This window comes from Streptomyces sp. NPDC091271, from assembly GCF_044757505.1.
Lineage (GTDB): Bacteria > Actinomycetota > Actinomycetes > Streptomycetales > Streptomycetaceae > Streptomyces.
In genome coordinates this window covers 323,581-347,935 of record NZ_JBIVVD010000002.1, presented here as the reverse complement: position 1 = coordinate 347,935, position 24,355 = coordinate 323,581, and the positions used below count along the sequence as shown (strand labels likewise).

The 24,355-nt window shown below is 69.8% G+C and carries 17 protein-coding genes and 1 pseudogene; 12 read left to right on the top strand and 6 right to left on the bottom strand.

Annotated elements, in window-relative coordinates; genetic code table 11:
• Nucleotides 1-114 precede the first annotated feature (114 nt).
• Nucleotides 115-294, bottom strand: coding sequence for a hypothetical protein (locus tag ACIQM3_RS08990; RefSeq protein WP_401620901.1), 180 nt, complete (start codon nt 292-294; stop codon nt 115-117).
• Here ACIQM3_RS08990 and ACIQM3_RS08985 point away from each other — a divergent pair.
• The gene (locus tag ACIQM3_RS08985) at nt 285-452 is read left to right on the top strand and encodes a hypothetical protein (protein WP_401620898.1); all 168 of its coding nucleotides are present in this window, start codon (nt 285-287) and stop codon (nt 450-452) included. The two genes, ACIQM3_RS08990 and ACIQM3_RS08985, sit on opposite strands and share 10 nt — an antisense overlap.
• Before the next feature lie 341 nt (nt 453-793).
• Here the strand turns inward: ACIQM3_RS08985 and ACIQM3_RS08980 are convergent, their stop codons facing one another.
• Together ACIQM3_RS08980 and ACIQM3_RS08975 are read right to left on the bottom strand one after the other, a co-directional pair.
• Nucleotides 794-3,142, bottom strand: coding sequence for an AbfB domain-containing protein (locus ACIQM3_RS08980; RefSeq protein ID WP_401620896.1), 2,349 nt, complete (start codon nt 3,140-3,142; stop codon nt 794-796).
• Between the two features lie 71 nt (nt 3,143-3,213).
• Nucleotides 3,214-5,646, bottom strand: coding sequence for an RICIN domain-containing protein (locus tag ACIQM3_RS08975; RefSeq protein ID WP_401620893.1), 2,433 nt, complete (start codon nt 5,644-5,646; stop codon nt 3,214-3,216).
• A 488-nt stretch (nt 5,647-6,134) separates the two neighbouring features.
• On the opposite strand from ACIQM3_RS08975, the gene ACIQM3_RS08970 reads away from it, so the two are divergent.
• The 7 genes from ACIQM3_RS08970 to ACIQM3_RS08940 all read left to right on the top strand — a co-directional run bounded on the left by ACIQM3_RS08970 (nt 6,135) and on the right by ACIQM3_RS08940 (nt 15,273).
• Nucleotides 6,135-7,220 carry an ABC transporter substrate-binding protein gene (locus ACIQM3_RS08970; protein WP_401620890.1) on the top strand — a complete coding sequence of 362 codons (1,086 nt, stop codon included), beginning with the start codon at nt 6,135-6,137 and terminating at the stop codon, nt 7,218-7,220.
• A gap of 102 nt (nt 7,221-7,322) precedes the next feature.
• On the top strand, nt 7,323-8,930 hold the full coding sequence (locus ACIQM3_RS08965) for a sugar ABC transporter ATP-binding protein (RefSeq protein WP_401620887.1): 1,608 nt from the start codon (nt 7,323-7,325) through the stop codon (nt 8,928-8,930).
• A complete protein-coding gene (locus ACIQM3_RS08960) occupies nt 8,927-9,925 on the top strand; it encodes an ABC transporter permease (protein WP_401620884.1) in 999 nt (332 codons plus the stop codon). The genes ACIQM3_RS08965 and ACIQM3_RS08960 overlap by 4 nt, the downstream gene beginning before the upstream one ends.
• A complete protein-coding gene (locus tag ACIQM3_RS08955) occupies nt 9,922-10,965 on the top strand; it encodes an ABC transporter permease (RefSeq protein ID WP_401620881.1) in 1,044 nt (347 codons plus the stop codon). The genes ACIQM3_RS08960 and ACIQM3_RS08955 overlap by 4 nt, the downstream gene beginning before the upstream one ends.
• Nucleotides 10,966-11,024: 59 nt before the next feature.
• Nucleotides 11,025-12,062: a LacI family DNA-binding transcriptional regulator gene (locus tag ACIQM3_RS08950; protein WP_401620878.1), complete on the top strand. Its 1,038-nt coding sequence runs from the start codon at nt 11,025-11,027 to the stop codon at nt 12,060-12,062.
• Entirely contained in the window at nt 12,062-13,126 is a 1,065-nt protein-coding gene (locus tag ACIQM3_RS08945; RefSeq protein ID WP_401620876.1) for an aldose epimerase family protein, read from the top strand. The genes ACIQM3_RS08950 and ACIQM3_RS08945 overlap by 1 nt, the downstream gene beginning before the upstream one ends.
• A gap of 131 nt (nt 13,127-13,257) precedes the next feature.
• A complete protein-coding gene (locus ACIQM3_RS08940) occupies nt 13,258-15,273 on the top strand; it encodes a GTP-binding protein (protein ID WP_401620873.1) in 2,016 nt (671 codons plus the stop codon).
• Between the two features lie 53 nt (nt 15,274-15,326).
• Here the strand turns inward: ACIQM3_RS08940 and ACIQM3_RS08935 are convergent, their stop codons facing one another.
• On the bottom strand, nt 15,327-18,341 hold the full coding sequence (locus ACIQM3_RS08935) for a carbohydrate binding domain-containing protein (RefSeq protein WP_401620870.1): 3,015 nt from the start codon (nt 18,339-18,341) through the stop codon (nt 15,327-15,329).
• A gap of 267 nt (nt 18,342-18,608) precedes the next feature.
• Between ACIQM3_RS08935 and ACIQM3_RS08930 the strand changes: the two genes are divergently transcribed.
• Nucleotides 18,609-19,034: an acyl-CoA thioesterase gene (locus ACIQM3_RS08930; RefSeq protein WP_401622370.1), complete on the top strand. Its 426-nt coding sequence runs from the start codon at nt 18,609-18,611 to the stop codon at nt 19,032-19,034.
• 119 nt (nt 19,035-19,153) lie between these two features.
• Here ACIQM3_RS08930 and ACIQM3_RS08925 read toward each other — a convergent pair.
• Both ACIQM3_RS08925 and ACIQM3_RS08920 read right to left on the bottom strand, forming a co-directional pair.
• Nucleotides 19,154-19,432: pseudogene (locus ACIQM3_RS08925) on the bottom strand (YdeI/OmpD-associated family protein); the annotation flags it as partial.
• Nucleotides 19,429-20,445, bottom strand: a complete 1,017-nt coding sequence (locus ACIQM3_RS08920) for a LacI family DNA-binding transcriptional regulator (protein ID WP_401620867.1) — start codon at nt 20,443-20,445, stop codon at nt 19,429-19,431. The pseudogene ACIQM3_RS08925 and the gene ACIQM3_RS08920, both read right to left, overlap by 4 nt.
• A gap of 482 nt (nt 20,446-20,927) precedes the next feature.
• On the opposite strand from ACIQM3_RS08920, the gene ACIQM3_RS08915 reads away from it, so the two are divergent.
• From ACIQM3_RS08915 to ACIQM3_RS08905, 3 genes are all read left to right on the top strand, one after another.
• Nucleotides 20,928-21,848, top strand: a complete 921-nt coding sequence (locus ACIQM3_RS08915; RefSeq protein ID WP_401620864.1) for a carbohydrate ABC transporter permease — start codon at nt 20,928-20,930, stop codon at nt 21,846-21,848.
• Between the two features lie 3 nt (nt 21,849-21,851).
• Entirely contained in the window at nt 21,852-22,793 is a 942-nt protein-coding gene (locus ACIQM3_RS08910) for a carbohydrate ABC transporter permease (protein ID WP_401620861.1), read from the top strand.
• A gap of 160 nt (nt 22,794-22,953) precedes the next feature.
• Nucleotides 22,954-24,300 (top strand): ABC transporter substrate-binding protein, encoded by a 1,347-nt coding sequence (locus ACIQM3_RS08905; RefSeq protein WP_401620858.1) that lies wholly within the window; start codon nt 22,954-22,956, stop codon nt 24,298-24,300.
• Nucleotides 24,301-24,355: the final 55 nt, after the last annotated feature.

Sequence of the window (24,355 nt, the reverse complement as noted above, 5' to 3'; positions counted from 1 at the left end):
ACTGCCGGGAGCTCCTGCCTGCCGGCTGCCTGCCCGCGGCCGGCGCCCGCGTGATCCCCATTGCTCAGCGGGACTCGGGCTTCCGAGCGCTCGCTCCGGGTGCCGCACCCGCCGTCACACCGGCCCGGCTCCGGTGCTCTCCCTGGCCACCACGCGGTGCGGGACCACCGATTCCTGCGACCGGGCCGGCGCCATGCGGTAGTCGGTCCCCAGGACGGCCTCGGCCGCCCCACGCACCCACGGATGGCCGACGAGGCCCACGAACCCCCGCAGCTGCTCGGGGCGTGTCCACACGTAGAAGCGGTGCGGCCCCGGCCGACCACCCCGCCCTGGAGGCCGGTCCGGGCCCGGTGGCCGAGGTGGAGGTGCCCGGCCTGCACCGGGCCGAAGGGGCGCGGGGGGACCGGGACTTCCCCCCTGCCGGAGGCCACACCGGCACCGGCGCCGGCTGACGTCTGTCGACTTCGGCCTCACCGCCGTGGACACGCGCGACGACGTGGGGCCGTTCGAGATCGCGCCGGGCACCCGGTGCGACGACGACCCGGGCTTCGGTCACGGGATGTTCCCGCCCCGCGACTCCTACCCGCGCTGTGCCTCCCTCGCCGAGCGCCAGTACCCGAGGCGTGAAACATCTCGGCCCGTTCCGCCCTGACGATCCACCGGGGGGGCGGCCGATCACTCGCCCGATGCCCGGTCCGTCCTGGTGCTCGGCATCGACGCACCGGGGCCGGGCAACGGCGAGGCGTGACACCATCGGGCCCGGCGGCCGGCCCGCCGGGCCCGATGGCTCACCTCAGGGTGCCCAGGGGGCGTCCACCGCCCACGTCGTGTCCTCGGTGAAGGTTGCCCCGTTGTCCCACGCGTGACCGCCGCCCGGAGTGGCCAGCCACACCTCCGAGTCGATGTGGCGCAGGTAGCTGCCGGGCAGGTTGGCGCTCGACAGCCTTACGCCGCCCTGACCCGCCACCGCGCACCAGGTGGCGTCGGCCTTGAAGAGGGCCGAGCCGTCGCTCGCGTCGCGGCGGACCCGGAAGTCCCGGTGGCGCAGATACTCACCGGGGTAGTTGCGGGACTCGAACGAATAGCAGTTGCTGTTCGCCAGGCCGGCGACGACCTTCCACGTGGCGTCGTTCTTCAGGAGCGCGGTGCTGCCGCTGTCGACGACGGCCGTGTAGGCGAGCTCCTGGGAATGACGCAGGTACTTGTTCGTGTGCCCCGGAGTGGTGACCCGGAGCGACCTGTTCCCGGTGGGCAGGGTGACCGGCGGCTGGGGAGTCCTCGACGCCTGGATCAGGGCCTGGTTGGCGGCCTTCACCCGGGCGGTGTCCACCTTGACCACCTGACGGTCGTAGGTGAGCAGCCCGTTCGCCTCGTTCTCGACGTCCGTGATCTCCGTGTAGACCGAAGCGGAGAGCCCGGCGGGCAGCTGGCCGACGCGGATGGAGTCGAGGAGGCCCACGAAGCGGTTGTTGAGAGCGGAGAGGCTCGCCTGGTCCTCGTAGCTGAATCCGCCGCCCGGGTACCACTCGTGGCCCGGGACCTTGTACCCCAGCCCGCCGAACTCGCCGAGGACGGCGGCCCGGGTCGCGGTGGGCGCGGTGTTGCCGGGGCCGACGTACACGTGGTTGTCGATCACGTCCCCGTTGCCGCCGTCCACGGAACCGCAGCAGTTGACCCCGCTCATGTTGTTGACCAGCCGCGACGGGTCGTACGCCTTCACCTCGTCGGCGATCCTGGCCTGGTCGTACTGGCCCCAGCCCTCGTTCTGGTTGACCCACATGACCACCGAGGGCGAGCTGCGGTGCTGGTCGATGACCGCGTGGTACTCGGTCTCCCACTGGGTCCGTGCCGCGGCGTCGGGGGTCTTCCCGGTGTCCATCGCGGGCATGTCCTGCCAGACGAGGAGCCCCAGCTTGTCCGCCCAGTAGAACCAGCGCTGCGGTTCGACCTTGATGTGCTTGCGGACCATGTTGAAGCCGAGGTCCTTGTGCGCCTGGAGATCGGACCTCAGAGCGGCGTCGGTGGGCGCCGTGTAGATGCCGTCGGGCCAGTAGCCCTGGTCGAGTGTGCCGGTCTGGAAGACGAACTTCCCGTTGAGGACCGGGCGCAGGATGTTGTCGACCTTCGCGATGCCCACGGACCGCATGCCCGCGTAGCTGCCCACCGCGTCCATCACGGCCGCCCCGTCGAGCAGTTCGGCGCGTACGTCGTAGAGGAACGGGTCGTCAGGGCTCCACAGCCGGGGGTTGGGCACCGGTACGGAGATGTCCGCGCCGGGGGCACCCGTCGCCGTACCCACGACCGTGCCACCGCTGGAGACCGTGACCCTCGCGCTCCGGCCGGCGCCTGCTGCCGTCTGTACCTTCACCCGCAGCGTGCTGTTCCCGAGGTTCGGGGTCATGTCCAGGCGTGTGACGTGCGACGCGGCGACGGGCTCCAGCCACACCGTCTGCCAGATCCCCGAGGCCGCGGTGTAGAAGATGCCCCCGCCGGGATGCGGGTTCACGTCGTTGATCCGCTGCTTGCCGACGGCCTGGCCACCGGTCTGCGTCGGGTCGTACACGGAGACCACGACGGTGTTCGTACCGCCGTTGAGCTGGGGAGTGATGTCGTACGAGAACGAGTCGAAGCCACCCTTGTGGGCGCCGACCTGGGTGCCGTTGACCCAGACGGTGCTCTGCCAGTCGGAGGCGCCGAAGTTGAGCACGGTGCGGCGGCCGCTCCAGTCCGACGGCACGGTGAAGGTGCGCTTGTACCAGAGCTTGTCGTTCTCGGTGATCTTGCGCTTGATACCGGAGAGCGAGGACTCCGCGACGAACGGGACCCTGATCTGCTCGGAGAACGCCGCGGGCTGCCCGGCGTCGCGGCCGGTCACCGCGAAGTCCCAGATGCCGTTGAGATTGGCCCAGTCGGGGCGGGTCAGCTGCGGGCGCGGATACTCGGGGAGCGGATTGTCGACGGACACCTGGCCGGTCCAGGGCGTCGTCATCGGCGCCGGCTTCGGCGACCAGGCCGTGGGCGCGGCGGCGGCCGGGCCGGTGCCGGCCCCGACGAGTGCGGTGGCGAGCAGTGCCAGCAGGCCACTGCCGGCGGTCAACCGTCTCCATAAGGTACTGCGGCGCGGTGCGGGTGCGGATCGCATTCCAGGTGCTCCTTCATGAGGAGGAGCCCCGCGCCGGCCGGCGCGGGGGTGGCACGTCGGCGGACCGCCTCTCAGAGCAGCTGCCAGAGATGGTCCGCGGTCCCGTTGTCGTCGTACTGGACGACGTGGGCGCTGTCGGCGGTGGACATGCCGTCCACGCCCAGCACCTTGTCCGAGTTGCGGTTGCGGATGCGGTACCAGCCGTCCCCGTCCGGCACGAGCTGCCACAGGTGGTCCGCCGTGTCGTTGTCGTCGTACTGGACGACGTGGGCGCTGTTCGCGGTGGACATGAGGTCCACGCCGAGCACCTTGCCCGAGTGCTGGTTGCGGATGCGGTACCAGCCGTCCCCGTTGGCCACGAGCCGCCAGAGGTGGTCGGCCGTCCCGGTGTCGCCGAACTGGACGACGTGGGCGCTGTTCGCGGTGGACATGCCGTCCACGCCCAGCACCTTGCCGGAGTTCCGGTTGGCGAGCCGGTACCAGCGGTCCGCGAGCCAGGGCGCCGCGTCCGGGCTCGCCGTCGGGAAGGACGTGATCCGCAGCCGCGCCGCGCCCATCGGGACGAGTGTGACCTCCTCGACCGGCTGGGTGCTGCGTGCCGGACTCGGCTGGAGCGGCTCCACCACGTGCTCGTCGTCGGCGCTCCACTCGGGGATGCGGCGGGCGCGCGCGGTCAGGGAGAGCGGGGTGCCCTCCAGCGTGAAGGGGTTGTCACCGGGGGAGCGGCGGCGCAGTGCGGCGGGGAGCCGTGCACCGTCCAGGACGAGGCCGTAGTTCCACGGAGTGGTGGCGTGGACCGCGTACTCCGGGAACTGCTCGGTGCCCCCGATGCGTTCGTACGACTCCCCGATGCGCAGGGAGTAGGTGAGAGGGCCGTGGTCCACGCTGACCGAGCCGTGGTTGTCCGCCCAGGTGCGCACGGTGGTCCTCTGCGGCAGGCGCAGGGTGACCTGGTCGCCGTGGGACCAGGTCCGCTCGATCCTGGTGAAGGCAGGGCCGGCCGGTGCGGTGACGCGCTGCCCGTTGACCCTGATGTCCGGCTCGTCGCACCAGGCGGGGACACGCAGGACCAGGGGGAAGCGGAGCGCCTTCGGGGACTCGAGGGAGAGGGTGACCGTGTCCGTGAACGGGTAGCCGGTCTCCTCGGTGAAGGTGACCTCCGTGCCGTCCGCGACCTTCGCGGTGACCGTGCAGGGCGCGTACATCGCCGCGGCGAGTCCGCCGTCGGGGGTGGCGAGCCAGAGCTCCTCGACGAAGTAGGGCCACCCCATGCCGTAGTTGTGCGGGCAGCAGCGGTACTGGTCGACGCCCGGCAGAAACGCCTGCATGGCGAAGCCGTTCTGGAACTGCCGGTCCCGCTTGGGCACGTTGTCCAGGTCGACGCTGTTGGCGCTGGTGACGTAGTGGATCGCCTTCCCCGACGGGTCCAGCGAGGCGGGCAGCGAGTTGAATGCCAGCTCCTCGCAGCGGTCCGCCCAGAGCGGGTCGCCCGTGATCCGGGTGAGCAGCTGGTGGCTGGCCATGAACTCGACGATCCCGCAGGTCTCGAAGCCCTGCCGGGGGTCCCCATGACCGGGCCGGGCGTTCTCGTCCCCGGCGAAGCCGCCGCCGGGGAACTGCCCGTATGCGTCCATGGCCTTGGAGTACGTCCCGTACGTGTCCCGAGTGTCCTGCGGTGAGCCGCTGCGCAGGGCGTACTGGGCGGGCTCCCGGAAGCCCTGCGCGATGTTGACGTTGTGCGGGTTGACCAGGTTGTCGCCCCAGTCGGCGCCGTAACGGTGGATCTTGTCCGCGAGGTCGAGCAGGAAGGCGTCGCCGGTGCGGTTGAACAGCCAGTAGACGCTGTCGAGGCCGTCGCCCCAGCGCAGGGCGATCCAGCTGGTGTCGAAGGCGCCGGGGCCCTGGGCGTTCATGTAGCGGAAGAACCTGCTGAGGAACGGGATGATGCGGTTGTCCCCGTCGTACTCCTGCCAGGAGCGCAGAGCCTGGATCAGGGGCAGGAACGGCCAGAAGTCGGGGCCGCCGTTCAGCGCGGTGCGCAGGGCCTTCGGGCCGAAGAAGCCGTCGGACTGCTGGGTCGTGAGGACCGCGTCGATCCACCGGCGTGCGGCGGCCAGTGCCTTCGCGTCCCCCGTGACGATCGCCAGATCCGTGTACCCGCGCAGCCAGTAGGGGACTTCCTCCCAGCCGCCCCGGTCGGGGCGGACCCAGCCGGAGTTCTCGAAGTCGAGGAAGTGCGAGAACTCCTCGTAGCGGCCGCACAGGCCGTCCAGCTGGAGCCGGAGCTGGCCGGCGAGCCAGCCCTCGGCGGTGACACGTCCCGGCGGCAGCTTCAGGAAGGCGGTCGGGTGCAGCGGTGCGGCGTTGGGGGAGTAGTGGCCCCCACGTGCGGCGGCCATCACGCCCTCTGCGGCGGTCGCCGTGGTGGCCCAGCGGCCCGCGGCCGTGGTCGCGGCGACGGTGGCCAGCGCACCGGTCATGAGTTGTCTGCGGTTCAAGCTCATCGTGTGGGGCTCCGCTTCTGCTCTGCCGGACAGGGGTGGGGGACCGGCCCGGGCAGGCCGGCGCATGGCGAAGGCGGGTGCCGCGTCCTCAGCTGACGGGACGGCACCTCATCTGCAACGTTGGAAAATTGATGTCGGCGGTATGACAGCACGCGGTCAAGCCGGTGTCCAGAGGTGGCGCAGCACCTGGTGCGGTACCTGGCACGGAACCGGCCCGGTGATCGGCGGGGGCGAGGGCGCACGCTGGGGCGACACATTTTGGAAACGCATCGACAACTCTCTTGCCGCCTGCGGCGCCTCGCCTATATAACGTTGTAAACCGAGCCGCCGAGAGGCCGCACAAGCCCTCACGACCGCAGTTTTCGCAGCTCGGAACGGGTCGTGAGGGATAGAGCGTCATCCGCCGCCGAGCGGCTGACGCGCCGTCCCGCCATGCCCGACCGCACGCCGAACGGCGTGCCGTCACCTCGCCAAGGAGCGTCCCGCGCATGATGATCCAGCGTCGATCCCGTACCCTCGCCGCGGCCTGCATGATCGCCGCCACCGCCACGCTGGCCGTTTCCGGCTGCTCCAAGTCGGAGACCTCGGACAACGCGGGCGGTGACAGCAGCCAGGGAGCACAGGCGGCAAAGTCCCCCGAGGCCGCCTCCGGCCCCGGCTGCTCGCTGCAGAGCTACGGCGCACCCAAGATCGACCTCAAGAACGCCGTGGTCGGCTTCTCCCAGTCGGAGAAGGAGGCCAACCCGTTCCGTATCGCCGAGACCCAGTCGATCAAGGACGAGGCGGCGAAGGTCGGCGTCAAGAAGCTGCTCACCACCAACGCGCAGTCGCAGCTGTCCAAGCAGATCAGCGACATCCAGGACATGCTCTCGCAGGGCGCCCAGTTCCTCATCATCGCGCCGCTGAACTCTGACGGTCTGGAGCCGGCGCTCAAGGCCGCGGCGGCGAAGAAGGTGCCGGTCCTCACCATCGACCGCAAGGTCAACTCCACGGCCTGCAAGGACTATGTGGCCTTCCTCGGCTCCGACTTCGTCGAGCAGGGCAAGCGGGCCGCCGACGCGATGATCAAGGCGACGGACGGCAAGGGCAAGGTGGCGATCCTCCTCGGCGCCTCCGGCAACAACGTGACCACGGACCGGACCAAGGGCTTCGTCGACCAGATCAAGGCCGAGGCGCCCGGTATCGAGATCGTCGCCCAGCAGACCGGCGAGTTCGCCCGCGACAAGGGCCAGCAGGTCATGGAGCAGCTCATCCAGTCCAAGCCCGACATCACCGCCGTCTACGCGGAGAACGACGAGATGGGCCTCGGTGCCGTGACCGCGCTGAAGGCCGCCGGGAAGAAGCCCGGCAAGGACGTCAAGATCGTCTCGGTCGACGGTACCCGCAACGCCGTGCAGGCCCTCGTCAACGGCGAGTACAACGCCGTCATCGAGTCCAACCCCCGCTTCGGCCCGCTGGCTTTCGCGACCGCCCAGAAGTTCTACGGCGGCGAGGAGATCCCCGAGAACGTCATCATCACCGACCGCGCCTACGACGAGACCAACGCCAAGGAATCGCTCGGCGGGGCGTTCTGATCCGCTCCTGAACGCATCGGCCCCCGGCCGCCGTGGCGCTCGCACCGGGCCACGGCGGCTCCCGGGCCCTCACCCTTGGACAGCGGAAGGCCAAGAAGACCCATGGCACCACCCGAAGCAGTACCGCAGGCACAGGAGGCGGCCGGAGACACGGCCTCCACCGTGCTCGAAGCCCGCTCGGTGAGCAAACGGTTCCCCGGTGTCGTCGCCCTCGACGACGTCAGCTTCTCCCTGCGCGCGGGGGAGACCCACGCGCTCGTCGGAGAGAACGGGGCGGGCAAGTCCACTCTCATCAAGGTGCTGACCGGTGTGTACCGGCCGGACGGCGGCGAACTGCGGATGACCGGTGAACCGGTCCGGTTCGCCCGGCCGTTCGAAGCACAGCAGGCCGGTATCTCCACGATCTACCAGGAGGTCAACCTCGTCCCGCTGATGAGCGTGGCGCGGAACATCTTCCTGGGCCGCGAACCGCGGAACCGGTTCGGCCTCATCGACTTCTCCCGCATGCACCGGGAGACGAGCGAACTGCTCGACGGATTCGGCGTACGCGTCGACCCCCGGCGCCCCCTGCACACCCTCGGCGTAGGAACCCAGCAGATGGTCGCCCTCGCACGGGCGGTGTCCGTCAACGCCCAGGTCGTCATCATGGACGAGCCCACCTCCTCGCTCGAACCACGCGAGGTGGAGACCCTCTTCCGCGTCATCGAACGCCTCCGCGGCCAGGGCATCGCCGTCCTCTACGTCAGCCACCGCATGGACGAGCTCTACCGGATCTGCGACCGCGTCACCGTCCTGCGCGACGGGCGTCACATCCACACCGGCGAGCTCGCCGACCTCGACCGGATGCAGCTCGTGTCGATGATGCTCGGCCGCGACCTCTCCGAGGTGCGACGCTCCGGCGTCACCAACTTCGCGGCGGAAGGCCACGAGGCCGCCCGCACCCCCGTACTCACCGCGACCGGCCTCTCCAGCCGCCTCCAGCTCCACGACATATCCGTGTCGCTGTACGCGGGCGAGGTGCTCGGCCTCGGAGGCCTCCTCGGCTCCGGCCGCAGCGAGACGGCCAAGGCGCTGTCCGGCGCCCTGCCCCTGGACGCCGGTGAACTCACCGTCGACGGCACCACACTGAAGCGCCTCACGCCGGCCGCCGCCATCCGCGCCGGCATCAGCCTGCTGCCCGAGGACCGCAAGGCCGAAGGCATCGTGCCCGGCCTTTCCGTCCGCGAGAACATCGTCCTGGCGGCCATGCCCCGCCTCTCCCGGGCCGGTGTCGTCTCGCGCGCCAAGCAGGACCGGATCGTCGACATCTTCATGAAGCGCCTGCGGATCAAGGCGTCGAGCCCCGAGCAGAAGGTCGGGGAACTCTCCGGCGGCAACCAGCAGAAGGTCCTGCTGGCCCGCTGGCTCTGCCTGGAGCCCAAGGTCCTGCTGCTCGACGAACCCACCCGGGGCATCGACGTCGGAGCCAAGGCCGAGGTCCAGAGCCTCATCGACGACCTCGCCCGCGAAGGCCTCGCCGTCCTGCTCATCTCCTCCGACATCGAGGAGCTCATCGAAGGCGCCGACCGGATCGTCGTCCTGCGCGGCGGAGCGGTCGCCGGTGAGCTGTCGGGCGACGACGTGGCCGAGGACCGGCTGCTCGAAGTGCTCGCCGACCACGCACCGGAGCCGGCGGACCGGGCCCCGGCCGCCCAGGAGGACCCCCGATGACCCAGACCGCCGTCGCCCCGCCCGAGAAGAGCGACAAGCCCCGGAAGTCCGTGAGCCCACTGGCCCGGCTGCGTGACCCCGCCTGGTACCAGCGCTACGGCGTGTACATGGCCGTGGCCGTGGTGCTGCTCTTCAACGCCCTGTTCACCGACCACTTCATGACCGCCGACAACTTCCGCACCCAGCTCGTCCAGGTCGCCCCCATCGTCATCGTCGCCCTGGGCATGGCGCTGGTCATCGGCACCGAGGGCGTCGACCTGTCCGTCGGCTCGACCATGGCGCTCGCCGCCGCGTTCCTCCCGCTGTACCTGGGCTACGGACTCGTACCCGCACTGATCGTCTCGCTCCTGGCCGGCGCGGTCGTCGGAGCCGTCAACGGCGCTCTCGTCTCGCTCGTCGGGCTCCAGCCCATCGTGGCCACGCTCGCGCTCTTCGTCGGAGGCCGCGGGCTCGCCCTCGTCATGGCCGACGGCCAGCTCAAGCAGATCGTCAACCCCGACCTGCTGTCGCTGGGCACCGGCTCCTTCCTCGGCATTCCGCTCGTCGTCTGGATCGCCGGAATACTCGCCCTCGCCGTGGCCTTCCTCGTGCAGCGCACCACCTTCGGCCGGCAGATCGTCGCCGTCGGCGGAAACCGCTCAGCCGCCGCGCTCGCCGGGCTGCCCGTCAAGCGGGTGCTCATCGGCGTATACGTCCTCTGCGGGGTGCTCGCGGCTCTCGCGGGCATCCTCGCCACGGCCAGGCTGACCGCGAGCGACCCGTCCTCGCTCGGCACCCTCATGGAACTCTCCGCCATCACGGCGGTCGTGGTCGGCGGCACACCCCTCAACGGGGGCTCCGTCCGGGTGCTCGGCACCGTGGCCGGCGCCCTGCTCATGCAGCTCCTGCGCGCCACGCTCGTCAAGCACGACCTGCCCGACTCCACCGCACAGATCGCCCAGGCGGCCATCATCATCGCCGCCGTCTACGTCGCCCGGGAGCGTCGGTCCCGATGAACGAAACCAAGCCCGTCACCGCCGCCCCGGCCCCGGCCGCGCCGAAAGCGCCCAAGGCCCCTCCCGCCGCAGGCCCCGAGCAGACCGGCCGGCAGCGCGCCGCGGAACTCCTGCAACGCCAGGGCGTCCTCGCGGTCCTGCTCGCCGTAGTGATCGCCGCCTCGTTCATCTACCCGACGTTCGCGTCACTGGACAACGCCCGCGGTGTGACCATCCAGGCCTCGTTCCTCGCCGTGGTCGCACTCGGCATGACGATGGTCATCATCACCGGCGGCATCGACCTGTCCGTCGGCTCGGTCTTCGCCCTCGGGGGAGTCCTCGCCGCCTGGGCCTCGCAGTACGGATTCCTCGCCGCACTTCTGCTGCCCCTAGTGGTCTGCGGCGGGATCGGCCTGCTCAACGGCTTCCTGATCGCCCGGGGCAACATGGCGCCCTTCATCGTCACCCTCGCCACGCTGCTGGGCGCCCGCGGACTGCTGCTCGCCCTCACCGACGAGGGCGCCACCACCTATCTGGTGCCCAAGGACTCCGCCTTCGGCGAACTCGGCCAGGGCAGCGTCTGGGGCTTCGGCTATCCGATCGTCATCGCCCTCGTGCTCTTCGGCGCCGGCGGACTCGTCCTGCAGCGCACCTCGTTCGGGCAGACCCTCTTCGCCGTGGGCGGCAGCAGCGACGCCGCCACCCTGATGGGCCTCCCCGTCGCGCGTACGAAGATCCTCGTCTACACCCTCAGCGGCCTGCTCGCAGGACTCGCCGGCGCCCTCAACGCCGCCAGGCTGTCCTCCGGCGTCACCATCGTCGGCGTGGGCATGGAACTCGACGCGATCTCCGCCGTCGTCATCGGCGGCACCCTGCTCATCGGCGGCGCGGGATCCATCAGCGGAACCCTCTGGGGCGTCCTGCTGCTGGCCGTCATCCAGAACCTGATCAACCAGATCGGCTCGCTCAACTCCTCCTACCAGTCGGTCGTCAGCGGCGGCTTCCTTATCGTTGTCGTGGTGGCCCAGCGCTATCTCGCGCGCAGTCGCAGAAGCACCTGACGACGAGCCGGCCGTCGAGGCCGGACCAACAGCCAAGCCGAGCCGAACCAAGGAGTGCCGTGGGCGTCAGCCTCAAGGACGTTGCACAACGGGCGGGCGTGTCCATCAAGACCGTGTCGAACGTGGTGAACAACTATCAGCACGTCACACCCGCCATGCGCGCGAAGGTGCAACAGGCGATCGACGAGCTCGGCTACCGGCCGAACCTCACCGCCCGCCACCTGCGCAAGGGCCGCACAGGCATCATCGCCCTCGCCGTCCCCGAATTCGGCAACCCGTACTTCGCGGAGCTCGCCGGAGCGGTCATCGACGCGGCCGCCCGGCACGACTACACCGTCCTGGTCGACCACACCGCCGGCCTCAGGGAGAAGGAACTCCTGGTCAGCCAGGGGTTCAGCTCCCATGTGATCGACGGGCTCATCCTCAGCCCCATCCATCTGGAGACCGAGGACCTCATGGCGCGCACCGAGACCGCGCCACTGGTCCTGCTGGGCGAGCGCGAGTACGAGGCGCCGTACGACCACATCGCCATCGACAACGTGGCGGCGGCCCGCGCAGCCGTGCGCCACCTCGTCGGCCAGGGCAACCGGCGCATCGCCTTCCTCGGATCGCGCACCGGCCAGGAACGCCAGCCGGCCCACCTGCGCCTGAGGGGCTGGCGCGAGGAACTGGAGGCCGCCGGCATCACACCCGACGAAGCCCTCGTCGTGGTCACCGACGGCTACGGCCGCGAGGACGGTGCCACCGGCATGGCGCAGCTCCTCGACCAGGGGCACCGGCCCGACGCCGTGTTCGCGTACAACGACCTCATCGCCATCGGCGCGATGCGGACCATCACCGAACGCGGCCTGCGGATCCCGGACGACATCGCCGTCGTCGGCTTCGACGACATCGAGGAGAGCCGCTACACCACCATCACGCTCACCACCATCGCCCCCGACAAGGAAGCCATCGCCCGCCTCGCCGTCGACAGCCTCGTCGAACAGCTCTCGGGCGAACCCGTCGCCGAACCGCGCAGGCCACGCCCCGGCTACCGCCTCGTCGTCCGCGAATCCACCACGGCCGGCCCCGACTCCGGCCACACCGAGGATCTCTGATGCCGCGCCCCACCGTGCACCGCACCCCGTTCGGCTCCGTCCAGGGGACCCCGATCGACCTGTACACCCTCGACAGCGGTACGGGGGTCCGAGCCGAGGTCCTGACCTACGGCGCGTCCCTGCACAGCCTCACCGTGCCGGACACCACGGGCGCCACCGCCTCCGTCGTCCGGTCGCTCGCGACGCTGGACGACTACACGGCCAAGCACCCCTACTTCGGTGCCGTCGTGGGCCGTTACGCCAACCGCATCGCCCACGGCCGCTTCGTCCTGGACGGGACCGAACACCACATCCCCGCCAACGACCGCGGCCACGCCCTGCACGGCGGGCCCGACGGCTTCCACACCAAGGTGTGGGAAGCCGCCCCGGACCGGACCCACGACACCGTGTCCGTCCGGCTCACCCTGCACAGCCCCGACGGTGACATGGGTTTCCCCGGGGCCCTGGACGCCACGGTCACGTACACCCTCGACACCGCGGGCACCCTGGCCGTCGACTACGCCTCGGTCGCCGACCGCACCACGGTCGTCAACCTCACCAACCACGCCTACTTCGACCTGGCCGGCCAGGTCGACGTGCTCGGCCACCGCCTGGAGGTCGACGCCGACTCCTACCTGCCCGTGGACGACGACGGCATCCCCCTGGGCCCGCCGGCCGAAGTCCGCGGAACCCCGTTCGACCTCACCACGCCCCAGCTCCTCGGGGAACGCCTCGGCACCGAGGACGCACAGCTGCGTGCCGCCGGCGGCTTCGACCACTGCTGGGTGCTCCGGGACACCGACGGCGGCCTGCGACGCGCCGCACGCCTCACCGCCCCGGACGCGGCCAGGGTCCTGGAGGTGTGGACCACGGAGCCCGGCATCCAGGTCTACACCGCCAACCAGCTCGACGGCTCCTTCACCGACGGCACCGGCCGCCGCCACGACCGGCACGGCGCGATCTGCCTGGAGACCCAGCACCTGCCCGACTCACCCAACCGGCCGGACCTGCCCACCACCGTGCTGCGCCCCGGCGACACCGCGCGCAGCCGCACCGAACTGCGATTCCCGCACCTGCGGAATTAATCGATTGCCCCTCGACGAGGCGCCCTGCTGTAATTCCGGCACCGAACGACCGAACAGGGAGATGTTCATGCGCCGAGCTTCTGTGTCCACCCAGACAGGAATTCACACCTATCTCGAGGACCCGAAGCTCAGTGCACACATTGAACCTGGGAATTCTGGCGCATGTCGACGCCGGTAAGACGAGCCTGACCGAGCGGCTGCTCCACACCGCCGGAGTCATCGACGCGGTCGGCAGCGTCGACGACGGCAGCACACAGACCGACACCCTCGCCCTGGAGCGGCAGCGCGGCATCACCATCAAGTCAGCCGTGGTGTCCTTCGCCATCGACGGCGTCACGGTCAATCTCATCGACACCCCCGGACACCCCGACTTCATCGCAGAGGTGGAACGGGTCCTCGGCGTACTCGACGGCGCGGTACTCGTCGTGTCCGCCGTCGAGGGCGTCCAGGCGCAGACCCGGATCCTGATGAGGGCGCTGCGCCGCCTGCGGATCCCCACGCTCGTGTTCGTGAACAAGACCGACCGCGCCGGTGCCCGGTACGAAGGCGTCCTGTCCGACATCGCGCGCCGGCTGTCACCCGCGGTCGTCGCCATGGGCCCGGCCGACGGCCTGGGGACCAGGCGGGCCCGCACCAGACCGTTCACCGGTGCGGACCGGGGCTTCACCACCGCGCTGACCGACCTGCTCACCACGCACGACGACGAACTCCTGGCGGCGTACGTCGAAGGCGCGGCCGGCGTGCCGTACGACCGGCTGCGTGACCGGCTGGCGGCGCAGACCCGGCAGGCGCTGGTGCACCCCGTCTACTTCGGCTCCGCGGCCACCGGCGCGGGTGTGGCCGAACTGACGGCCGGTATCGCCGAGTTCCTGCCGGTGACGGACCAGGACCCCGAGGGCCCGGCCTCAGGAGCGGTCTTCAAGGTCGAACGCGGCCCGGCGGGAGAGAAGATCGCGTACGCCCGCATGTTCTCGGGGACGGTACGCACCCGTGAACGCGTCCGGCTGCGGGGCGACGGTGAGAAGGAGGGCCGCGAGGGCAAGATCTCGGCCATCACCGTCTTCGACCAGGGGACGGATGTCCGCGGGTCCTCGCTCCCCGCCGGCCGGATCGGCAGGCTGCGAGGTCTCCACACCGTCCGGATCGGGGACAGGATCGGCGATCCGGGGACCGCGCGGCCGGCGCGCGCCCACTTCGCTCCGCCGACCCTGGAGACCGTCGTCACCCCCCGCCGCCGTCAGGACAGGGGAGCGCTGCACATCGCGCTCGGACACCTGGCGGAGCAGGACCCGCTGATCGGCGTGCGCACCGACGGCCTCCGGCAGGAGGTGTCCCTGTCGCTCTACGGAGAGGTGCAGAAGGAGGTCATCCAGGCGACCCTCGCGGACGAGTACGGCATCGAGGTCGGCTTCCGGGAGACGACGACCATCTGTCTGGAACGGCCGTCCGGGACGGGCGAGGCCGTCGAGTTCATCGACAAGGAGCCGAACCCCTTTCTCGCCACCGTCGGCCTCCGGGTGGAGCCCGCCGCTTTCGGCGGCGGGGTGGAATTCCGCCGGGAGGTGGAGCTCGGTTCCATGCCGTACTCCCTGATGCGGGCGGTGGAGGACACCGTGCTGGAAACACTCGGCCAGGGAATTCACGGATGGCGGGTCACCGACTGCACGGTCACCATGACCCACTCCGGATACTGGCCCCGGCAGAGCCATTCGCACGCTGTGTTCGACAAGAGCATGTCCAGCACGGCGGGCGACTTCCGCAACCTGACGCCACTGGTGCTGATGGACGCGCTGAAGAGGGCCGGGACCACGGTCTACGAGCCCATGCACCGCTTCCGCGCCGAGCTCCCGGCCGACGCCCTCGGCCCGCTCGTGCCGGTCCTCGCGCGGCTGCGCGCCGCCCCCGGGCCCCCGGAGACGCAGGACGGCGTCTGCACGGTGGAGGGGGCGATCCCCGCCGCACGGGTGCACGAGTTGCAGCAGCTGCTTCCGGGGATGACGCGGGGCGAGGGGGTGCTGGAGTCGGCGTTCGAGGAGTACAGGCCGGTCGACGGACCTGCTCCGCACAGGTCCAGGACCGACCGCGACCCGCTGAACCGCAAGGAGTACCTCCTGCGCACCCTGCGCCGGGTGGACTCCGGCCGGTGAGAGCGGGGCCGGTGTGACGGACGCGTGCCCCCGCGCGTCCGTCGCACCCCGGCTCACTTCAGATACGGACCCGCCGCACCGATCTTCCCCGGGGCAGCGTTCTTCCCGCCGAGATCGAGGACGTACACCCGCAGATTGCCCTTGCCCGGCGCCGGGACGGCGAGCGTGCCTCCCGTCACCACCTGGGTGTCGCCGGTGACGGCGTCCTTGTACGTGCCGTTGGGGACACCCGTGAACGTGGCGCCACCCGAGACCGTCACGAGCGCGAAGCTGTCCGTGCCGCTCGCCGTGTCGGTGTAGCGGCGCTTGTACGCCATCGAGCCGGTGATGCCCTCCGTGGAGTACTGCCCCATCTGCAGGGCGGGCACTGCACGGCGGATCCGGTTGAGCCGCTGGACGTGCTGGACCAGCGGCTTTGCCAGGGTGTCCGCGACCGCACCGGTCGCCGGGCCGACGGTGCCGAAGTCCGTCGCCTCGACGTCGCCCGCGAGATGGGCGCCGTAGTACGCCCGGCCGGTCGTCGCCAGCGGGCAGGTGGGCCCGCAGTCGATCTTCTTGCCGGCCTGGAACTCGATCTCCGAGCCGTAGTAGAGCGTGGGGATGCCCCGGAAGGTCCACATCAGCGACATGTTCTCGGCCCAGGCGTCCGTGCCGCCCGCGTACCGTTCGCTGCTCTTGTTGGGGCCGTAGTCGTGGCTGTCGACGTAGACGACGTTGTAGGTGGCGTCGTTGTAACTGTCGTCGGAGTCCTTGCCGTTGTTGTACGCGTTGGCGGCGTCACCGAAGTTCATGTGCATGCGCATGTCGATGACGTTCATCCCGGAGAACTCGCTGTGGTCCGGTGCGTGGTACGTGTTGCCGTTCAGGAACGCATTGGTGGAGGTTGGCTGGGAACCTGTGCCCTGCTGCTGCTCGTAGTCGTACATCTCCAGGGCGGCCTTCTCGTCGTCCGGGCTGTACTCCCTGCGCTCCTTCCACGTGTAGAACTGCGCGGAGTGGTTGACCGAGCCGCGGTTCCACTTGTCGTTGACGAAGGCGGCGACCTCACCGAAGACGAAGAAGTTCTTCGCGGCCTCGGTGCCGAACTGCTGGGTGACGCGCTCCTGGATGGCAGGCAGGAAGCGGCGGTTCCACGTCGTGCGGGGGATGTGCACGGCGGTGTCGACGCGGAAGCCGTCGACGCCCATGTCGATGTACTTGTTGTAGGCGCCGATCAGATAGTTCTGCACCGGCGCGCTCTCGGTGTTGAAGTCGGCGAGGTCGTCGTGCAGCCAGCAGCTCCGGGAATCCTCGCCCTCCCAGTTGCCGATCCAGCAGTTGTGGTAGTACGCCTTCGGGAACATGCCGGAAGTGGGGTTGGGCCACTGGCAGTTGTAGATCCGGTAGCCCTCCGGCGAGGTGGACCCGGTGGGGGTGCCCCAGTTGACGCAGGTGTTGCCCGAGGGTTCCGCCGTGGACCACAGGTCCCCGTTGTAGTACGACTTCCCGGACTTCGGCTCGACGGTGAGGCCGTCGTACTCGAAGCCGTCGTTCTTCTCGTCGTAGTACCAGCTCCACTGGGTGTCGCGGACCCCGTACGTCTTCGGGGCGAACAGGCCCTTGGCGCCCCAGCGCGAGGAGTGGTTGTAGACGACGTCCTGGTAGATCTTCATGCCCTTGGCGTGGGCCGCGTCGATGAGGTCCTGGTACGAGGCACCGGCGGATTCGAGCCGGGAGTCGACCTCGTAGAAGTCATAGCCGTGGTAGCCGTGGTAGTCGTAGTCGGACCGGTTCAGGACCACGGGGGTGATCCAGACGGCCGACATGCCGAGGCCCTTGATGTAATCGAGCTTGTCGACCAGGCCCTTGAAGTCGCCCCGGAACATGGGGTCGTCGTTGGCCGCGTTGCCCGACTTCCCGTGCTGGCTGCCACCCCGGTTGTTCGCCGTGTCACCGTCGTTGAAGCGGGCGGTGAGGACGAAGTAGATCGGATCCTTGCGGGGATCGGTGCCGAGCGGCTTCCCGGAGGCGGGGGCGGTGGGCTTCTCCCCGGTGGTCGCGGTGGCCGTGGCGGAGGCCGCCGAGACGTTCCCCGCGGCGTCGACCGCTCTGACGGTGTAGCTGTAGGCCGTCTTCGCCTCCAGGCCGGTGTCGGAGTACACGGTGGAGCCGACATCGGTCACCGCGGTGCCCTTGGTGCCACCCGTCCGTGTCACCTGGTACTTCGTCACGCCGCGGTCGTCGGTGGACGGGCCCCAGGTCAGCACGACGGACACGCCGTCCGCGCTCGCCGACACCTTCGCGGGGGCGGTCGGGGCCTGGGTGTCAGGTGTCGCGGCGGCGCACGGGTCCCCGGCGCCGGCCGTGACCTTCTTGTCCTTCACCGTGGTGAGACCGGCGGGGAGCGTGTAATCGGCGCCGTTGTTGTTGTCCCAGACGCCGTTGCCGTTGTTGAAGGCGGCCTGCACGGACGAGGCGGAGCCGAGGTCCACCGACTTCTTCACCCAGCCGGTGCACGCGGGCTCCATCCCCACGCCGGGCACGGTGGTCCAGGACCCGCCCGCCGGCCGGTAGTGGAGGTTGGTGGTCGTCCAGCCGATCGTCGCGGTCGAGTAGTAGACCGAGGCCGTTCGGGCCTCCTCCTCGGGCTCCGTACCGGTCCCGGCGCAGGGGTCGCTGTGGGCCACCACGCCGTCCTTCACGGTGATGGCGCCGGTGCCCAGGGCGTAGTTCTTCCCGGCGTTGTTGTCCCAGACGCCGGAGCCGTCGTTGAACGTCGCGGCCAGGCCGGACGCGCTGCCCAGGGGGACGGTCTTCTTCACCCAGTCCGTGCACGCGGCTTCCATGGCCACCCCGGGGACGGTGGTCCAGGAGCCGCCGTCGGGCGCGTAATGCAGCCGGTAGGCGGACCAGTTCCTGGTCTTCGTGTAGTAGAAGACGGTGGCGGTGGACTCCGAGGCGGCCGCCGGCACGGCCGACTCCGGTCCGGATGGGCCGGGCGCCGGGGTCAGGAGCCCCAGCGTCACCGTCGCCGCGACGGCTGCGGCCGCCGCAGGGCGTCCGGGCAGCCGGACAGGGGTGCGTCTCATTCGTGTGTCTCCAGGGGAGGGCCGCGGGCGGGTGGACCGCGACTGCCGACAGCACAGCCGCTCCGCGAGCGGCTGCCAGGACCCCGCCGGAGAACCCGGACGCGCCTCGGGGTTCGGGCGAGCAGTGCTCTGACAGCAATCTCCGTCAGAACCTTTCTGCAATCTCTTGCATTCAGGAAGTTAGCGGGACATGACAGGTTCGTAAAGAGGCCGCACACCACCGTGACGGAGAGGAATGAGGGAGGGGACGCGCGTGTTCCGCTGCTCATGACCTACTTCGTCGATGTCACGGTGCGCGGATACGAGCTGGACACCCAGGGCCACCTCAACCAGGCGGTCTACCTCCAGTACGCCGAACATGCCCGGTGGGAGCTCCTGCGGGACGCGGGGGTGGCCCAGGAGAAGCTGCTCGCCCAGGGAATCGGGCCGGTGCAACTGGAAGTGACGGTGAAGTACCTCCGGGAGCTGCGGGGCGGGGACAGGGTGCGCGTCAGCTGCGAGCTCTTCTACGGCACGGGGAAGACCTTCGAGATCCGGCAGCGGATCCTCAAGGAGGATGGCACCGTGGCCGCCGAGATCTCAGGAGTGGGCGGCATCCTCGACCTGACGGTCCGCCGGCTGGTGGAGGATCCGGCCGGGCGGTTCGCCGCGCTGGCCGCGAGGCCGGAACTCCTCGGTATCCGCACTCTCTGAGAGGGGGCGGCAGCGGTCACGTGGTCCTGCGGCCCGCCGCCAGCTTCGTGACCAGGCGGTAGGCGGGCGGCCCGGAGCTCCGGGGCCCTCGCCCTGAGCAGCTCCAGGACCACGAGGTAACGGTCCGTCCTGCCGAACCGCTCGAAGCGTTCCGCTGCCCGTGGGTCGGCGGCCAGTGCGGCGGCGAGGTCGGCGGGCACGGTGGCCTCCCTCTGCGACGGGTACGCCGTCCCCCACCGCCCGTCCTCCCGCGCAGCCCGCACCTCGGCGAGCCCGGGCTCCCGCGTCCGGCCGGCCGCCGTCAGCGCCTCCACCTTCCGTACGTTGACGAGGGACCAGGCGCTGCGCGCTACAGGACAGTTCCCGTCCTGTAGGGGCGCGCCGGTGACCCCCGTCATCCGTGAGGCGGCGGGCCCGTGCTCTCCCGGACGACCAGATGGGTCGGGACCAGGGTGGTGCCGCGCTCCGTCGTCTCGTTGCGGATCTGCCGCAGGACGCCGTCCACGCACCGCCGGCCGATCTCGGCGAAGTCCTGATGGACGGTGGTCAGCGGCGGGAGGAAGGAGGCGGAGTCGGCGATGTCGTCGAAGCCGACGACGCTGACGTCCTCGGGCACGCGCCTGCCCCGTTCCTGCAGGGCTCGTAGGACGCCCAGTGCCATCTGGTCGTTGGCGGCGAAGACGGCGGTGCAGGACGGGTCCGCCGCGAGCGCGAGGCCGGCCTCGTACCCCGAGGCCGCCGACCAGTCGCCGTCCACCGGCGGCGGAACCGGGCGTCCCGCCTCCTCCAGGGTCTGCCGCCAGGCCTGGGCGCGGCGCTGCGCCGCGAACGACTCGGGCGGGCCGGCGACATGCGCCACGCTGCGGTGCCCGAGGTCGAGGAGATGCCGCACGGCTGCCCTGGCGCCCCCGGACTGGTCGGTGTCCACGACGCTGTAACGGTCGCCGGCGTCGGAGTCGGCCACCACCACATGGGTGTGCGGCGGCAGCGATATGGCGGCGTCCAGGAGGCGGACTTCCATGATCACGATGATGCCGTCCACGACCTGCTCGCCGAGCATGGTCACGGCGCCCCTGACCCCCGTGCTGGTGGGCGTCGCGACGGGCAGCAGGGTGATCGCGTAACCCTCGTCCGCGGCGGATGCGGAAATGGCCTCCAGCGTGCGGACGTTGCCCGTCGTGGCCAGGGTGAACAGGATGACGCCCAGCGTGCGGAACCTCCCGCTCTTCAGGGCGCGCGCGGCGCTGTTGGGGCGGTAGTTCAGCTCCTTCATGGCGTTCAGCACGCGTTCGCGGGTCTCCTCGGACACCACCGTGTGCCCGTTGGAGACGCGGGAGACCGTCTGGGAGGAGACTCCGGCCAGACGCGCGACGTCGGCCATCGAGGCCTCCTTCCGGGGCGCCCTGTCCATGGCCTGTTCCTTTCCCTGCACTACGTCCGCCTCCGTCGTGGTCGTGTGAGCCTTTCGCCGTGTGGGCGCGCCGTTCCGGCCGCGGGGCCGTCCTCGGCCGCGCGTTGTGGGGGGTGTTCCGATCGGGGCCGGCCCTGTCTCTGCTGCGCGTATGGCTCGTTGTCGCGTGCGGACCGAGGGCTCGGACCAACGGCATTTCTACCACTCCGGACGCCCGGCGCCGACACACGGGCACGCGCGGAGACAGCAGCTCGGGTCGCCGGAGGGCCCCTCGGGCCCCAACTCGTCGGCGTAGCAGGGAAACCGAGTCTTGACCATGGGGTGAGAGACGTGTAGACATCACTTCACCGAAGAATGTTTACGTAAACATCAGTACGGGTGTTCGCGTGGACTTCGGCCTCCTCAAGCACAGCGCCTCCACGATGTCCGGTGTCTCCATCCGGCCGGGGCCATGCACAACCGCCGGACCAACAGGAGTACCCATGACGGCCGTTACGCCGATCACGACCGGACGCCGCCCACCGGCCAGAAGCTCCCGCAGCCGGCGTGGGCGGGTCGGCTGGATCTTCGTAGGGCCCTTCATGGCCGTGTTCGCCCTGGTGTTCCTCGCCCCGATCGCCTACTCGCTGTATCTGAGCTTCTTCCGGGACCAGCTGGTGGGCGGCACGTCGTTCGTCGGCCTGGACAACTTCCAGCGGGCCTTCGAGGACGAACAGTTCTGGGCGGCCGTGGGCCGGGTGACCCTCTTCCTCGCGGTGCAGGTGCCCGTGATGCTGGGCCTCGCCCTGCTCATAGCCCTGGCCCTCGACAGCGGCAGGATCTACGGGAAGAGCTTCTTCCGGATCGCGGTCTTCCTGCCGTACGCCGTACCCGCCGTCGTCGCCACGCTGATGTGGGGCTTCATCTACGGCACCCGCTTCGGGCTGGTGGGGAACTTCAACGACGCGTTCGGCGTGTCGCTGCCGGACCCGCTCTCTCCCTCCCTGGTGCTGGCCAGCATCGGCAACATCGTCACCTGGGAGTTCATCGGCTACAACATGCTGATCTTCTACTCCGCGCTGCGCGTCGTCCCCAAGTCCCTCTACGAGGCCGCCGAGATCGACGGAGCGGGGCAGTGGCGGATCATCACCGCGGTCAAGATCCCCGCGATCCGCGGTGCGCTGGTGATCGCGACGATCTTCTCGGTGATCGGCAGCTTCCAGCTGTTCAACGAGCCCAGCATCCTGCAGAACCTGGCGCCCAACGCGATCACCACCTACTTCACGCCCAACTTCTACACCTTCACGCTGTCCTTCTCCGGACGTCAGCAGAACTACGCGGCCACGGTCTCCCTCGTCATGGGAGTCGTCACGATGATCATCGCCTACGCGGTCCAGCTGCGCGGCATGCGAAAGGAGGCGTGAACGATGAGCGCCCCTTCCTTCACCGCCGAACAGACACCCCGGCGCTCCACCCACCGCGCCCAGCCGCCGAGCCGAGCCGCGCGCAGACGCCGTTCCGTCGACCGGCCGCGCCGCAGCGTGCTGCTCACGGTGCTCATGGGCGTGACCGCGCTCTACGCGCTCATGCCGCTGGCCTGGCTCGTCGTCAACGCGACCAAGACGCAGAAGGGCCTCTTCGGCTCCTTCGGGCTCTGGTTCAGCGGAGACTTCGCTCTCTGGGACAACATCTCGCAGACGCTCACCTATGACGACGGCATCTTCGTCCGCTGGTTCCTCAACACCCTGCTGTACGTGGTCGTGGGCGCGGGCGGAGCCACCTTCCTCGCGGTCCTCGGCGGCTACGGCCTGGCAAAGTTCGACTTCGCGGGCAAGCGCGCCGTCTTCGCCACCGTCATCGGCGCGGTCGCCGTGCCCGCCACCGCGCTGGCCGTCCCGACCTTCCTGATGTTCAGCAAGATGGGGCTCACCAACACACCATGGGCCGTCATCATCCCGTCCCTGATCTCACCGTTCGGGCTCTACCTCATGTGGGTGTTCGCCGCCGAGGCCGTCCCCACCGAGCTCCTGGAAGCGGCCAGGATGGACGGTTCCGGCGAGCTGCGGACGTTCTTCCGCGTCGCGCTCCCGCTGCTGGCCCCGGGCATCGTGACGGTTCTGCTGTTCACCATGGTGCAGACCTGGAACAACTACTTCCTGCCCCTGATCATGATCAAGAATCCGGACTGGTATCCGCTGACCCTGGGCCTGAACGCCTGGAACGAGCAGGCGTCCACCGCCGGCGGCCAGCCGGTCTTCAACCTGGTCATCACCGGTTCGCTGCTGACCATCGTGCCGCTGGTCATCGCCTTCCTGCTGCTCCAGCGCTACTGGCAGTCCGGCCTGGCCGCGGGCAGCGTCAAGGGGTGAACGGCACCCGGGCCCCCTCGGCCACCGAATCTCCGCGCTCCGGGACCGGTTCCCCCCGGCCCTCGCCCGGCGCGGCGTCCCACCCCTCCCCAGCCCCGCACCCCCGTGCGGACGTCCCACGGTTCGTGCACCACCCTCACCACAACGGAGCGAAGCAATTATGAGAACCATGACCAGACGCGCGATGCGTGGCGTCGGCCTGCTGTGCGCGGCCGCGCTGAGTCTCACCGCGTGCGGGTCCTCCGACGGCGATTCCGCCTCGTCGGACAAGACCGTAACGGGAGGTGATCTCCGGGCGGCCCTCAAGGAGGGCGGTTCCATCACGGTGTGGGCGTGGGAGCCGACGCTGAAGCAGGTGGTCAGCGACTTCCAGAAGGAGTACCCCAAGGTCAAGGTCAAGCTGGTCAACGCCGGTACGGGCAACGACCAGTACACCGCCCTGCAGAACGCCGTACAGGCAGGCTCCGGGGTACCGGACGTCGCCCAGGTCGAGTACTACGCAGTCGGACAGTTCGCCCTCGGCGAGTCCCTCGAGGACCTGAGCCGCTACGGCGCCGGGGACTTCAAGGACGACTACTCGCCGGGCCCGTGGAACTCCGTCGCCGTCGACGAGGCCGTGTACGCGCTGCCCATGGACTCCGGCCCGATGGCGCTCTTCTACAACAAGAAGGTGCTGGACAAGCACCAGATCGCCGTCCCCACCACCTGGGACGAGTACCTCGAGGCGGCCCGCGCCCTGCACGCGGCGGACCCGAAGGCCTACATAACCAACGACACCGGCGACGCCGGGTTCACGACCAGCATGATCTGGCAGGCCGGCGGGACGCCGTTCAAGAACCGCGACACCGACGTGACGGTCGACCTCACCGCCGACAAGGGGGTCGTCGCCTACACCAAGGTCTGGCAGAAGCTCATCGACGAGAAGCTCCTGGCGCCCGTCACCAACTGGAGCGACGAGTGGTACAAGGGTCTGGCGGACGGCACCATCGCCACCCTCTCCACCGGCGCCTGGATGCCCGCCAACTTCGTCTCGGGCGTCGAGTCGGCCTCGGGTGACTGGCGCGCGGCCGCGCTCCCGCAGTGGAAGAAGGGCGAGGAGGTCAGCTCCGAGAACGGCGGCAGCGCTCTCGCGGTGATGAAGGCCGGCAAGAACAAGGACCTGGCGTACGCGTTCAACGAGTACGCCAACCACTCCGAGGGCGTCCAGGTCCGCCTCAAGGGCGGCGCCTTCCCCGCCACCACGGCAGACCTGTCCTCGCCGTCGTTCCTCGACACCTCCTTCCCGTACTTCGGTGGCCAGAAGGCGAACGAGATCTTCGCCCGGTCCGCCAGCCAGGTGCCCGAGGACTGGTCCTACCTGCCTTTCCAGGTGTACGCGAACTCCGTCTTCAACGACTCCGTCGGCAAGGCGTACGTCTCCGACACCACCCTGGCCGACGGTCTGAAGCAGTGGCAGAAGGCCGCCGTCACCTACGGCAACGATCAGGGCTTCAGCGTCAACAAGTGACCTCCGGCCGCTGAACCGGCACGGGGCGGTCGTCCTCCGACGGGCGGCCGCCCCG

Excerpts from the sequence above, each read along its gene's own strand:
- ACIQM3_RS08980 (WP_401620896.1), bottom strand. The coding sequence starts at position 3,142 with ATGCGATCCGCACCCGCACCGCGCCGCAGTACCTTATGGAGACGGTTG.
- ACIQM3_RS08975 (WP_401620893.1), bottom strand. The coding sequence starts at position 5,646 with ATGAGCTTGAACCGCAGACAACTCATGACCGGTGCGCTGGCCACCGTC.
- ACIQM3_RS08970 (WP_401620890.1), top strand. The coding sequence starts at position 6,135 with ATGATGATCCAGCGTCGATCCCGTACCCTCGCCGCGGCCTGCATGATC.
- ACIQM3_RS08965 (WP_401620887.1), top strand. The coding sequence starts at position 7,323 with ATGGCACCACCCGAAGCAGTACCGCAGGCACAGGAGGCGGCCGGAGAC.
- ACIQM3_RS08960 (WP_401620884.1), top strand. The coding sequence starts at position 8,927 with ATGACCCAGACCGCCGTCGCCCCGCCCGAGAAGAGCGACAAGCCCCGG.
- ACIQM3_RS08955 (WP_401620881.1), top strand. The coding sequence starts at position 9,922 with ATGAACGAAACCAAGCCCGTCACCGCCGCCCCGGCCCCGGCCGCGCCG.
- ACIQM3_RS08945 (WP_401620876.1), top strand. The coding sequence starts at position 12,062 with ATGCCGCGCCCCACCGTGCACCGCACCCCGTTCGGCTCCGTCCAGGGG.
- ACIQM3_RS08935 (WP_401620870.1), bottom strand. The coding sequence starts at position 18,341 with ATGAGACGCACCCCTGTCCGGCTGCCCGGACGCCCTGCGGCGGCCGCA.
- ACIQM3_RS08930 (WP_401622370.1), top strand. The coding sequence starts at position 18,609 with ATGACCTACTTCGTCGATGTCACGGTGCGCGGATACGAGCTGGACACC.
- ACIQM3_RS08920 (WP_401620867.1), bottom strand. The coding sequence starts at position 20,445 with ATGGACAGGGCGCCCCGGAAGGAGGCCTCGATGGCCGACGTCGCGCGT.
- ACIQM3_RS08915 (WP_401620864.1), top strand. The coding sequence starts at position 20,928 with ATGACGGCCGTTACGCCGATCACGACCGGACGCCGCCCACCGGCCAGA.
- ACIQM3_RS08910 (WP_401620861.1), top strand. The coding sequence starts at position 21,852 with ATGAGCGCCCCTTCCTTCACCGCCGAACAGACACCCCGGCGCTCCACC.
- ACIQM3_RS08905 (WP_401620858.1), top strand. The coding sequence starts at position 22,954 with ATGAGAACCATGACCAGACGCGCGATGCGTGGCGTCGGCCTGCTGTGC.